15 protein-coding genes are annotated in these 11,224 nt (G+C 53.3%); 6 read left to right on the plus strand and 9 right to left on the minus strand.

Translation table 11 applies throughout. From position 1 onward, the window contains the following. Positions 1–4: 4 nt before the first annotated feature. The 7 genes from AAEY27_RS18945 to AAEY27_RS18975 all read right to left on the minus strand — a co-directional run bounded on the left by AAEY27_RS18945 (position 5) and on the right by AAEY27_RS18975 (position 3,833). Positions 5–472, minus strand: a complete 468-nt coding sequence (locus AAEY27_RS18945) for a MarR family transcriptional regulator (protein ID WP_342322344.1) — start codon at positions 470–472, stop codon at positions 5–7. A 103-nt stretch (positions 473–575) separates the two neighbouring features. Then, positions 576–992 (minus strand): FosA family fosfomycin resistance glutathione transferase, encoded by a 417-nt coding sequence (locus tag AAEY27_RS18950; RefSeq protein WP_342322345.1) that lies wholly within the window; start codon positions 990–992, stop codon positions 576–578. A 15-nt stretch (positions 993–1,007) separates the two neighbouring features. Beyond that, positions 1,008–1,340, minus strand: a complete 333-nt coding sequence (locus tag AAEY27_RS18955; protein WP_342325643.1) for a HipA domain-containing protein — start codon at positions 1,338–1,340, stop codon at positions 1,008–1,010. A gap of 9 nt (positions 1,341–1,349) precedes the next feature. Continuing rightward, complete coding sequence (locus AAEY27_RS18960) at positions 1,350–1,667, minus strand: helix-turn-helix domain-containing protein (RefSeq protein WP_342322346.1); 318 nt, start codon at positions 1,665–1,667, stop codon at positions 1,350–1,352. Positions 1,668–1,794: 127 nt separating this feature from the next. Beyond that, complete coding sequence (locus AAEY27_RS18965; RefSeq protein ID WP_342322347.1) at positions 1,795–2,844, minus strand: DUF1176 domain-containing protein; 1,050 nt, start codon at positions 2,842–2,844, stop codon at positions 1,795–1,797. Between the two features lie 125 nt (positions 2,845–2,969). Continuing rightward, positions 2,970–3,578, minus strand: coding sequence for an ATP-dependent Clp protease proteolytic subunit (locus AAEY27_RS18970; RefSeq protein ID WP_342322348.1), 609 nt, complete (start codon positions 3,576–3,578; stop codon positions 2,970–2,972). Between the two features lie 90 nt (positions 3,579–3,668). Then, positions 3,669–3,833: a DUF1127 domain-containing protein gene (locus AAEY27_RS18975; RefSeq protein ID WP_342322349.1), complete on the minus strand. Its 165-nt coding sequence runs from the start codon at positions 3,831–3,833 to the stop codon at positions 3,669–3,671. A 173-nt stretch (positions 3,834–4,006) separates the two neighbouring features. Between AAEY27_RS18975 and AAEY27_RS18980 the strand changes: the two genes are divergently transcribed. Then, positions 4,007–5,422, plus strand: a complete 1,416-nt coding sequence (locus AAEY27_RS18980; RefSeq protein WP_342322350.1) for a PLP-dependent aminotransferase family protein — start codon at positions 4,007–4,009, stop codon at positions 5,420–5,422. Between the two features lie 2 nt (positions 5,423–5,424). Here AAEY27_RS18980 and AAEY27_RS18985 read toward each other — a convergent pair whose 3' ends face one another. Next, positions 5,425–5,979: a C40 family peptidase gene (locus AAEY27_RS18985; RefSeq protein ID WP_425294641.1), complete on the minus strand. Its 555-nt coding sequence runs from the start codon at positions 5,977–5,979 to the stop codon at positions 5,425–5,427. A 133-nt stretch (positions 5,980–6,112) separates the two neighbouring features. Continuing rightward, a complete protein-coding gene (locus tag AAEY27_RS18990; protein ID WP_342322351.1) occupies positions 6,113–6,805 on the minus strand; it encodes a FliA/WhiG family RNA polymerase sigma factor in 693 nt (230 codons plus the stop codon). 327 nt (positions 6,806–7,132) lie between these two features. Here AAEY27_RS18990 and AAEY27_RS18995 point away from each other — a divergent pair, with 327 nt between their 5' ends. The 5 genes from AAEY27_RS18995 to murP all read left to right on the plus strand — a co-directional run bounded on the left by AAEY27_RS18995 (position 7,133) and on the right by murP (position 11,223). Beyond that, positions 7,133–8,020, plus strand: a complete 888-nt coding sequence (locus AAEY27_RS18995) for a winged helix-turn-helix domain-containing protein (RefSeq protein WP_342322352.1) — start codon at positions 7,133–7,135, stop codon at positions 8,018–8,020. Further along, complete coding sequence (locus tag AAEY27_RS19000) at positions 7,992–8,462, plus strand: hypothetical protein (protein ID WP_342322353.1); 471 nt, start codon at positions 7,992–7,994, stop codon at positions 8,460–8,462. The genes AAEY27_RS18995 and AAEY27_RS19000 overlap by 29 nt, the downstream gene beginning before the upstream one ends. 85 nt (positions 8,463–8,547) lie before the next feature. Continuing rightward, positions 8,548–8,733 carry a flagellar biosynthesis anti-sigma factor FlgM gene (flgM, locus tag AAEY27_RS19005; RefSeq protein WP_342322354.1) on the plus strand — a complete coding sequence of 62 codons (186 nt, stop codon included), beginning with the start codon at positions 8,548–8,550 and terminating at the stop codon, positions 8,731–8,733. A 139-nt stretch (positions 8,734–8,872) separates the two neighbouring features. Beyond that, a complete protein-coding gene (murQ, locus tag AAEY27_RS19010; protein WP_342322355.1) occupies positions 8,873–9,784 on the plus strand; it encodes an N-acetylmuramic acid 6-phosphate etherase in 912 nt (303 codons plus the stop codon). After that, a complete protein-coding gene (gene murP / locus AAEY27_RS19015; protein ID WP_342322356.1) occupies positions 9,784–11,223 on the plus strand; it encodes a PTS N-acetylmuramic acid transporter subunit IIBC in 1,440 nt (479 codons plus the stop codon). The genes murQ and murP overlap by 1 nt, the downstream gene beginning before the upstream one ends. Position 11,224: the final 1 nt, after the last annotated feature.

An 11,224-nucleotide genomic window follows, 5' to 3' on the forward strand; every position in this document is an offset into this window, starting at 1 on the left:
TTTCTTATTCGGTTTTATTATCTTCTTCACGCATCACGCGCAAATTACAGGCGATTTGGTTCAGGGTGGCGCTAAAAACGTGCAGATCCGTCGCCGGAATATTCTCTGAAGCCCGCACCTGGCAGGCTTCGATCACTTGCGTGATTTTCTCCAGCAGACGTTTTCCGTCTTCGGTTAACGCCAGCAGGCGAATGCGTTTGTCATACGGCGATGTCGTACGCGCGATCAGCCCCTGGATTTCCAGCTGTGTGAGGGTACGCATCAGCGGCGGTAGCTCGATTCCCTGCACTTCCGCCAGCTCGCTGACCGAGACGTTATCCCCCAACTGACGTAACTGCATCAGCACTGTCCAGCTCGACTGGGTGACCCCCGTGTCGCCCAAGGCTCTGTCAATAGTGGCGCGCCACTGACGCACAACCATTGCCATGCGCATACCCAGCGGCCGACGGGAAAACAACGCATCTTCGCTCATGGAAACTCCCCCCATTTCACAGGGGGAGTAAAGTAAAGGTTATCAAGGTAAGTATCAAGAAACGGGAGGGCAAAGAGCATAGATTGCGAAAGGAGCGCGGCTCTCAATCAAAAAATTCCATCCCTTTGTAGGGCTTCTCCCGGCAGGCCGCCAGGCGTTGCGCGAGGTTGCCGACATGGGCTTCCAGCTTGTGCCCGTCCGGGTCGAGGAAATAAAACGACGCGCCTTCGCTTTTATTCTCTTTCCAGGTGACAACGCCCGCCCGCTGCAAACACGCGACAAACGCGGCGAAATCGCTCTCATCAACGCTAAACGCGTAATGAGTGTAGTCGCTGTGCTGAGGGGGAACATACTGGCGCTGGGCATCGACGGATAAGCAGATCCACACATCACCGCAGGTGAGGTACGCGCCGTTATCCCAGCGCGCATGCATCTTCAGGCCGAGCAGTTGGCGGTAGAAATCAATGCTGCGGTTCAGGTCGCTGACGGCCAGTGTGAGGTGGTTCAGGTTACTCAACATAACGTTGTTTCCTCATTAAATGTTAAATGCTGGCGCCATTCTTTCCTGCTCACTGCGTGAAATATTCAATGACTCCGCTAACTTACGCCACTGACTGACACTGGCGAAAACGTCGCTTTTTATGCTCTGCGCTTCAGAGAAGCTAAGTTGGAAGAAATCAATAACTGACATTGCCAGGTCGTAATCCAGGCTGTTGTCTACATCACTAATATTCAGGTGCAAACCCTGAGCATCAGGAACGGGGTTGATATCGTAAGCAGGCGATAACACCCAACCGCCATCCTGATAAATAAAACCGTGGTTTCGTAGATGATCATCATTATTCGAAACGGCAATATTGAAAACAATTCGTCGCCATTATCGCGTTTCTCCTTTCTTCCTTAAAAGTTCAATATCCTGCAACTTGCGTCCCAGCTCGTCGTCCCTGGCCACTTTCAGGAAATCATCCACCAGTCCCAACACGCCGAGCACAGCAACATAATGTCCGAGCGAAACCCGTGGATCGCCCTGTTCGATTTTTCGTATGGTGATGCGACTTAGCCCCGTCCGTTCCGAAAGCATCGTTTGAGTGAGTTTTCTGCGCTTACGGGCAAGTTTGATATTTTCACCCAGCTGCCCAAGAACCTTTTGATTGCGGGGAAAGACGACGGCACTGCGTTTTTCTGCGTTCGACATGGACACTATAGTTACCAAAAAGGTCATAATTGGTAAGTATAGTGTCCATTTACAGAAGGGTAAAGTATAAAAATCGAACACTACAGTTTCCAAAATCTTCAAAAATGGAAACCACAGTGTCCAAAAATTACTTCGCTTCTTTCACGTCGCTGACCAGCTCGGGCAGATCCCAGGTGCCGCCGGCGCGGATGTAGCGGCACATGCCGGTGGTGGATTCGCTGCTCTTACGGAAGGTTTCGCCGTCCCACACCCACTCAGCCGACGCCCAGCAGTCGCCAATGCCTCGGCCGCGCTGACCCAGCGAAATAACGCCGTCGGTATAGTCGGAAGCTGAACTGGTGATCAATTGCGGAGTGCCTTTTAGGGCGTTGTCGATAACCCAATAGCCATAACCTTCGTTATAGGCTGCGCGCCAGCAGAGGGTGGAAATTAGCGCATGTTGGCTATCAAGCGGCGTCAGAGTGATGTCGTTGTCGTCCTCATTCATGGATTCTTGCGGCGACACGAGCCGGTCGCATTCATTACCGTTGGTGAGCGTCGCCAGCAGGCGCGGCGTGATGGCTTTCACTTCTTGCTCGGTCAGCGTGCGGTCTTCGCCGCCTTTTACCGACGCGGCCTGAATCACCGGCGCGGCAATCGCGGCGGTAGCGGTGGTTTCCGCTTTATCGCCCTTCTTGCTCAGCGCGCCTGGCGTGCCGACGCGACCCTGCACATCGTCAAACTTCAGCAGCACGGCATACGCGCCATCGCCGGAGAGTAAAAAGGGTTTCGCGCCGCCTTTAAATTCAACTTTGCCACTGCCTTTAACCGCATCAATCATGCTTTTCGCCTGCGCGTCCGACAAACGCCAGGTGTCGGTATCTTCCGTGGCGAGTTCGCCCTGGGATTGATCGTCAACCCACAGCGTCAGCGTTGTTTGCGGCGCGGTATCGTCGCTGTCCATTTCCGCCAGCACCACGTCGACGGTTATCGGTGTGTCCGGCCCGGCTTTACGGGTGACGAGCACCGAACCGCTGGCTTCTTCTTCCGCGCTGTAACCCGCCGCGCGGCAGGTCAGGGTGTTGTCGCACACCACCTCCCAATCTTTATGATCGAACGAGACGCTATTTTGTTCTGCCAGCGCGGACGCGCTCAACGTCGCTGCCATCACCAGCGCCGCTTTGATACTGCTGTTCATGCCATCACTCCGTAATGAGAAATGCGGACAGTGTGCAGAAATTATGGGGCGGGGAGAAGTCTAATGTGGGGGATAAGTGAGATGAGGCGAGAAAGATTTCTCGCCCCGGGGGAACGGCTAAGTCATTATTCTACGTTCAGTTCCGCGTAGGATTTCACCACGCGGGAAACGATGCCGTAATCGATGGCTTCTTTGGTGTTCATCCAGAAGTTGCGGTCGGTATCCTGCTTCACTTTCTCGACCGGCTGACCGGTCGCTTCAGCGATCATGCGGTTGACGCGCTCCAGCGTGCGGATGATCTCTTTGGCTTCAATTTCGATATCGCTCGCCTGACCACGCACGCCGCCGAGCGGTTGGTGGATCATAAAGCGGGTGTTTGGCAGCGAGTAACGGTGTTCTTTCTTCGCGGCGAGGAAAATGGTGATCCCAGCGCTGGCCACCCAGCCGGTGCCAATAATATGCACTTCCGGGGTGATGAACTTAATCATGTCGTGAATAGTATCTGCCGCTTCGACATGGCCGCCCTGGCTGTTGAGATAAATTTTAATCGGCGCATCGCTAATCCCCTGCAACAGTAACAGTTGCGTAACGACTTTTTCGGTGAGCGCCTGGTTGATTTCACCGGAGATGATGATCGAACGCGCATCCAGCAGTTTTTGCTGCATTAGCTGTGTGGCGTTGCCCGCGTCTTTCTCTTTTTTATCGTCATCATCATTGCTGTTAATAAAGTGCATGTGCTTTCTCCCTTCAGGTTATGGAGCTAAGCATAGCCCAACGCGGAGGGGGCGGAAATAACAAGATGTTATCTCCGCCTCTTCTGGTCATTACCACAGTTCATCACGACGTATTCCCAAATCTTTTAACTGCTCATCGTTTAAGCCGCGTAACAGCCGGCGGGTTTTCCAGCGTTCATACAAGTGTTTCAGGTTACGCCAGAATAAAGTAAATCCGAAAAACGGACGGTTGTGTCGGTTCTCATAAAAGCCCATAACGCTCTCCTTTCCTGAAGAGCCCTATCTTCGCCGCGATCACCCTTAACAATACAGACTCAGAAAATACTTTTCTTTAACATACAGAACCCGTAGAACATCATCTGACTGGCGATTTAGACCTTAATCTGTACCGGTTTTCTTATCTGTATGGTGAATAACAAGGATACAGCATGACACGCTATCAACATCTGGCCGGGCTTCTGGCGGAACGCATTCAAACAGGGTTGTACCTCGAAGGTGAAAAGCTGCCCTCCGTGCGCAGCCTGAGCCAGCAACACGGCGTGAGTATCAGCACCGTACAGCAGGCTTATCAAGTACTTGAAAATCAGCAACTTATTACCCCGCAGCCGCGCTCGGGTTATTTTGTCGCGCACCGCAAAGCGCCACCGCCCGTTCCGGCGATGTCGCGCCCGGTACAGCGCCCGGTCGAAGTGACGCAATGGGATGAAGTGCTAACGCTACTGGAAGCCCGCTCGGATAAAGAGATGGTGCTGTTCGGCGGCGGCGCGCCGGATATCACGCAAGCCACATTAAAACCGCTGTGGCGGGAAATGAGCCGCCTGGCGCAACACCAGGTTCTGGATGCATTGAATTACGACACGCTTAACGGGCGGCGCGAGTTGCGCGAGCAGATTGCCCGCCTGATGCTGGATGGCGGCATCGCGTTGACTGCCGATGAAATTGTTATCGCCAGCGGCTGCCACCCGGCGATGTCGCTCGCGATTCTGGCTGTTTGCCAGCCGGGCGATATTATCGCCGTGGAATCGCCAAGCTATTACGGTACCATGCAGTTACTGCGCGGTTTGGATATCAAAGCCATTGAAATACCGACCGATTCCGAAACAGGGATCAGCCTCGAAGCGCTGGAACTGGCCCTTGAACAGTGGCCGATCAAAGGCGTGCTGCTGGTCCCCACTTGCAACAATCCGCTCGGTTTTATCATGTCGGAGACGCGCAAAAAGGCGGTGCTGGCGCTGGCACAGCGTCACGACATCGTGATTTTTGAAGATGATATTTACGGCGAGTTAGCGGCTGAATACCCACGCCCGAGCACCATCAAATCGTATGACATTGATGGCCGCGTGCTGCTGTGCAGTTCGTTTACCAAAACGGTGGCGCCAGGCCTGCGGGTAGGATGGATTGCGCCGGGGCGCTATCTGGACAGGGTTATCCATAAAAAATACGCCGCGATTGGGACTAACGTCCCCAGCACGCAACTGGCGGTCGCCGCCTTTATTCGCGACGGCCATTATCACCGCCACGTGCGGCGCATGCGCCAGATTTATCAGAACCGGCTGGAAACCTACACCTGCTGGGTGCGCCAATATTTCCCGTGCGACATCTGCGTCACCCGCCCACAAGGGGGTTATTTACTGTGGGTCGAGTTGCCGGAAACCGTGGATATGGTCTGCGTCTCGCGCACGTTGGGCCGCCTGAAAATCCAGATTGCGCCAGGTTCGCTGTTCTCCGCCTCCGGCAAGTATCGCAACTGCCTGCGCCTGAACTGCGCCCTACCGCCCAACGATGAAAACCGGGAAGTGATCAAACAGTTGGGCGAGGCGATCGAAAGCGCGCTGGAGGCGTAGCGTTACTGAATCGCCTCGTTCGTCAGGATTCGGCGCGCGCCGAGGTAGTGATCCTGCCAGTAATCGGCAAGGAAATTGCTGATACGGATATTCAACCCGGTGCGCGGCGCTTCGATAAAGGTATCGTCGCCTAAATAGACGCCGACGTGATCCGCCGGGCCGCGTGATTTGCTGCGAAAGAACACCAAATCGCCCCGGCGCAGGTTAGCAATATCAATCCGCTTCAACCCCTTATCACGGAACATCGCGTGCGTGGTACGCGGCAGCTTGCGGTTCAGCACTTTGTTGTAGGCGTAATACACTAGGCCGCTACAATCGAAGCCTCTCTTCGGTGACACGCCGCCGCGAACATAGGGTTTTCCCAGTTGCTTCGTCAGGCGGTGCACCACCGTGTGGACTGACGCTTTCACGCGGGATTTAGCGTTTTTCGCCTGTTCGCGCTGCTTATCAATAAGCGCGCTGGCAGCAGACGGTTTTAACGCCTGCGAGTCGGTTGGTTTTGTTTGCGCACACCCGGAAGCGAGCACAATCATCAGAATAAGAAAAAAAGGCCCCAAAAACCCTCGGAGCGGACTCCGATTGGGGGCGACGATGGATGACAAAAGAACAAATTTCACGAGGGTAACATCAATAAAATCAAAAAATTAAAATTAAGTACTCACGGTATAGCCATGAGCACCGAGAAAAATTTTATTCCGCGCAAAAACGCTGAACCTTCTGGGCAATCGCCTTGTTGAGCTGGCAAACACGCGCTTCCGAAACCCCGAGCACCAGCGCAATCTCTTTCAAACTCATTTCATGCTGGTAATAAAGCGTCAGGATCATCTGCTCGCGTTTATCAAGGCGCGCAATGGCGCTTCGCAGCGTATAACTGCTTAGCAGTTCATCTTCCAGCGGGCGGCTGTAAAGCGCGCTGGTGTGAATATCGCTTTCCAGCAGGTTGTCGAGACTTTCCAGCGAGCTGGCAGAATCGAGCAGCAAATATTGCTGATACTCCTCTGGCGTCACCGAAAGGCGCTCACTCAGTTCCTCGAAACGCGGCACATAACCCAGTTCACGGGTCAGTTCGCGGATGGCGTCAGTGAGTTTGTGCGTTTGCTGGCGCAACCGACGCGGACGCCAATCTTGCTGGCGTAATTCGTCCAACACCGCCCCGCGAATTCGCTGAATCGCGTACCCGGCAAACTGCGCGTCCGGCGGGCCATATCGGCGCAAGGATGAAAGCAACCCCGTCAGGGCAATTTGCCGCATATCTTCTTTATCCATCACGCTACTGGTCTGCCAGCTAAACTGTTTGACCACTTTGTGTACCAGCGGCAGATAATCGCTGATATAACGCGCTTCATCGGCGGGTGTTAACGTTTTTGTGGCAATCAAGTTCATCGTTTACATTACGTATGAGGAATAGCGGATAAACAATTAATAAAAATATTCACCTACACTTAATTAACATTAAGTGAATTTAAGAAATCAGTATCAACAGACAGAGCATCTTGCTGGCTTAAAACAATACACCACAACCGCTGTTTTTAATCCGCCGAAAAGCGCTTACTAATGAATTCTCATGTAATTTAAAACGCGTATTCCGTATTATTAATGGCTCGAAACGATGAACTGGCGTTAATTATTACATTAATTATCTTATTCGCATTTCGTCATTATTTTCCAGAGATGGAGCCAGCCCGGGTGAACATGGACCATTAACCCACTATGAATAAAAATAATTTTGTCGTTAATAACTGGGTGATCGACCGCTCCTCAGGATCGATTCAACATCGCGTGACCGGGGAACAAAAACGGTTGGGCGTCTTCCAGCTCAAATTGCTGGATATCTTGCAGCAAAACGCGGGGAAAATTTTTACCCGTGAGGAACTGACCCACCTGGTCTGGGAACGCCGTGTGATCGGTAATAACAGCCTGCCCAACGCCATCCACGCCTTGCGCACCGCGCTCGAAGATGATGGCAAGCAGCAGCGAATCATCCGAACCATTCCCAAACAGGGTTATGTGCTGGAAGCGGAATATTGCCAGTACGAAGAAAAAGCAGAAAAAGAACCGGAAGAACGTGCGACTCTCGCCGAAGAAGAGCGTGTTTCGCCTCCTTTATTACCGCCTCTCGACGTTCCGATGCCACAGGAAGAACCGGTTCGCCCGACGCGTTTTACACGCGGAAAAAGAGTGCTGATCGCCCTGCTTATTACGCTCATTATTGCCTGTATCGGTTATCTGGCCATTCATCGTAATAATGTGGCCGTTCCCCGAGAAGTGGCGAAAAATATCTACAGTCATATCCGTCTTTTTGCCCTTCTTGAGCCAGGCACACAAATGAAAGAGCAAACTGTGGTATTCGACAGACTTAAAGAGAGTTATGACATCCTTAATAAAGAGATTAATAAAAAAGCGTTGCGCATGAGTATTTACTATCGCAGTGAAAATCAAATGCTCAATTACACACTACGTCTCTATAATACCTGCGAGCAAAAACTGCTTATTATGCAAATTGACCACTGGCGATCCGACGCGGTCTTATTGAATAAGCTGATCCTGAGCGAAACACGGAGAAAAATCGATGAAATGGCACCCTGCAAAGCCTACTAAGCGCGCGCTTTTTCTGCTGCTTTTCGCCCTGCTTGCGCTGGCGTGTGGCTATGTTTTGCGAAGCGGGAAAACAGCGTTAACGCAGGCAGGCGAAATCTCACAGCAGTTCGGCTTTTATGATTTGATGCTGCAAAAACATGAGCTGTACGATTCGCGCATGAGCACCCTGGGAAATATGATTGTCAGCACCATTAGCAGCCCACTGGATGCGGATTTTGTACTAAAAGGAAATTTTGTGCACTCCCGCTTGCAGGGTGGAAAATATTATTTTTCCTATACACCGGTCTTTTTTACGCCGTCGAAAGATAGCCGCATGATCACCAATAATGTTGATCTCTTGGTGAATTCCCAGATCTGGATGCAGCAAATTAAGCCTGATGGCGTACCGCTGGTGAATATGCAAAACGGCATGATTTTTTTCTATCCGCTGGAAGCCGAGTAAGGGACTTTAAGTTTGCTGCTTTTGCGGCCGTTTTAGATACTCAGTTAGCGACAAAAGATAACAGCCCCGATGAGAAACGCACACGATGAAAGCGCCGCCGATTTCTAATTCCACCCTTTCTCTGCTTAAACAGGCGCAAAAGACCCTCGACACGTTGCCGGATGTTGACCGGCAAAAAATCGAGGCGATTCGCGCGGCGATCGACAACGGTAAATTTACCGTCGACATTGATGCGCTGATCGACGCAATACGCGAATTCCACCAGCGTTGACCGCGCCCGCGCCGCCGTTTCCGCACCATGAACACCGTCACACTCTCGCGATGCATTGACGCCAAGAATAAATTATTCTTATTTTAATTTTGACGAATAATATATTATTCCTGACCGACAACCGCTAAGCGAGACGTTGATGAACATTGATCTATCCAGACTGACTACCGAAGGTCGCAACAGCGCCAGTGCCGATATCGATATGCTCGACACCGAAGCGATGTTGCGGGTGATTAACCGCGAAGACCAGAAAGTGGCTTTGGCGGTGGAAAAGGTGATCCCGGCGATCACCCAGGCGGTGGACGCCATCGTCAATGCGTTCCAGAAAGGCGGCCGCTTGATTTACTGCGGCGCTGGCACCTCCGGCCGATTAGGCATTCTTGATGCCAGCGAATGCCCGCCCACGTATGGCACGCCGCGCGAACAGGTTGTCGGCCTGATTGCGGGCGGTCATCGCGCCATTTTGCAGGCGGTGGAAAACGCCGAAGACAGCCTGACGCTCGGCGTCGACGATCTGAAAGCCCTCAACTTCAATGCAAACGACGTGCTGGTCGGCATCGCCGCCAGCGGGCGCACGCCCTATGTCATTGCCGCGATGAATTACGCCAAAAGCCTGCACGCCACCACCGTGGCGCTGACCTGCAACGAAGGCAGCGAAATGACGCGCATCGCCGATATCGCCATTGTGCCAGTGGTCGGCGCGGAAGTGGTGACCGGCTCGTCACGTATGAAAGCAGGCACCGCGCAAAAACTGGTGCTGAACATGCTGACCACCGGGGCGATGATCCGCAGCGGCAAAGTTTACGGCAACCTGATGGTCGATGTGGAAGCCACCAACCTCAAGCTGGTGCAGCGGCAAATCAACATTGTGATGGAAGCCACTGGCTGCGATAGCGCCACCGCGTCACAGGCGCTGCAAGCCTGCGAAGGCCATTGTAAAACCGCCATTGTCATGGTGCTCGGCCAGCTCAGCGCCGAACAGGCCGCTCATCTTCTGCAAGATAACGGCGGGTTTATCCGCCAGGCGCTGGTCAATGCGGGAGTGAAGTGATGGCCAAAATCACCGAGCAACTTATCGCCACGCTGCTGCAAAAGGTGGGCGGCGAGGAGAACATTAAAAGCTGCGGCAACTGCATGACGCGTTTGCGGCTCACATTGCATAACGATTCGCTGGTCGACAGCGCCGGCATCAAAGCGTTGCCCGGCGTGTTGGGCGTTGTTAATAGCGACGATCAGTTGCAAATCATTGTTGGCCCAGGTAAAGCGCAAACGGCGGTGGAAATGATGAACGCGCGGATCGGAAACCGCAGCACGCCGACAGAAGGGGCTTCGCTGAAAAGTATCGCCAGCGAGACCAAACAGCAGATGAAGGCGAAACAGACCAGCGGCCTGCATCAGTTTCTGGCGAAATTCGCCACCATCTTTACGCCACTGATTCCGGGTTTTATCGCCGCCGGGATGCTGCTGGGCTTTGCGACCTTGCTGGAGCAAAGCCTGCTCACCAACGCCGCAGAAAAGAACGCCACCCTCGCGTATATCGTCGGTTACATGAAAGTGTTCGGCAAAGGGTTGTTCACTTTCCTGCCGATTTTGATTGGCTATAACGCGCAAAAAGCCTTTGGCGGCAGCGGTGTCAATGGCGCGATTATCGCCGCGCTGTTTGTGCTCGGTTACGACCCAAAAGCGACCGTCGGTTATTTCGCCGGTATCGATAACTTCTTCGGCATGGGCATTGATCCGCGCGGCAATATTATTGGCGTGCTGATCGCCACGATCGTGGGCGCGGGGATCGAGCGGCAGATCCGCAAAGTGGTGCCGGATAATCTCGATATGATCCTCACCTCATTGCTCACTTTGCTGGTTACCGGCGCGCTGGCTTTTACGGTGATCATGCCGATTGGCGGCGAGCTGTTTAAAGGCATGTCGTGGTTGTTCCTGCACCTTAACGGCAACCCGTTTGGCTGCGCAGTGCTGGCGGGTCTGTTCCTGATTGCCGTGGTGTTTGGCGTGCATCAGGGCTTTATTCCGGTCTATTTCGCGCTGATGGACGCACAAGGTTTTAACTCACTGTTTCCGATTCTGGCGATGGCGGGCGGTGGCCAGGTTGGGGCGGCGTTGGCGCTCTATTTCCGCGCGAAGCAAGATTCGTTGATTCGTAACCAGATTCGCGGCGCGATAATTCCCGGTCTGCTCGGCGTTGGCGAACCGCTGATTTACGCCGTCACGCTGCCGCGCGTGAAACCGTTCGTCACCGCCTGTATTGGCGGTGCCTGCGGCGGTTTCTTTATTGGCACGATCGCGTGGTTCGGTTTACCGGTGGGGTTAAATACGGTTTTCGGCCCGTCTGGCCTGGTCGCGCTGCCGCTGATGACCTCCGCCCAAGGGATTTATGCCGGGATGGCGGTGTATGCGGCGGGCGTGGTGGTCGCGTATCTTTGCGGCTTTATCGCCACCTGGTTCTTCGGCCACAAAGACGTGGATCTCAGTTAGC

This window comes from Kosakonia sp. BYX6, assembly GCF_038449125.1.
Classification (GTDB): domain Bacteria; phylum Pseudomonadota; class Gammaproteobacteria; order Enterobacterales; family Enterobacteriaceae; genus Kosakonia; species Kosakonia calanthes.

Bases quoted from the DNA above. Each gene is read 5' to 3' on its own strand.
- AAEY27_RS18945 (WP_342322344.1), bottom strand. From the start codon at position 472: ATGAGCGAAGATGCGTTGTTTTCCCGTCGGCCGCTGGGTATGCGCATG.
- AAEY27_RS18950 (WP_342322345.1), bottom strand. From the start codon at position 992: ATGTTGAGTAACCTGAACCACCTCACACTGGCCGTCAGCGACCTGAAC.
- AAEY27_RS18960 (WP_342322346.1), bottom strand. From the start codon at position 1,667: ATGTCGAACGCAGAAAAACGCAGTGCCGTCGTCTTTCCCCGCAATCAA.
- AAEY27_RS18965 (WP_342322347.1), bottom strand. From the start codon at position 2,844: ATGAACAGCAGTATCAAAGCGGCGCTGGTGATGGCAGCGACGTTGAGC.
- AAEY27_RS18970 (WP_342322348.1), bottom strand. From the start codon at position 3,578: ATGCACTTTATTAACAGCAATGATGATGACGATAAAAAAGAGAAAGAC.
- AAEY27_RS18975 (WP_342322349.1), bottom strand. From the start codon at position 3,833: ATGGGCTTTTATGAGAACCGACACAACCGTCCGTTTTTCGGATTTACT.
- AAEY27_RS18980 (WP_342322350.1), top strand. From the start codon at position 4,007: ATGACACGCTATCAACATCTGGCCGGGCTTCTGGCGGAACGCATTCAA.
- AAEY27_RS18990 (WP_342322351.1), bottom strand. From the start codon at position 6,805: ATGAACTTGATTGCCACAAAAACGTTAACACCCGCCGATGAAGCGCGT.
- AAEY27_RS18995 (WP_342322352.1), top strand. From the start codon at position 7,133: ATGAATAAAAATAATTTTGTCGTTAATAACTGGGTGATCGACCGCTCC.
- AAEY27_RS19000 (WP_342322353.1), top strand. From the start codon at position 7,992: ATGAAATGGCACCCTGCAAAGCCTACTAAGCGCGCGCTTTTTCTGCTG.
- flgM (WP_342322354.1), top strand. From the start codon at position 8,548: ATGAAAGCGCCGCCGATTTCTAATTCCACCCTTTCTCTGCTTAAACAG.
- murQ (WP_342322355.1), top strand. From the start codon at position 8,873: ATGAACATTGATCTATCCAGACTGACTACCGAAGGTCGCAACAGCGCC.
- murP (WP_342322356.1), top strand. From the start codon at position 9,784: ATGGCCAAAATCACCGAGCAACTTATCGCCACGCTGCTGCAAAAGGTG.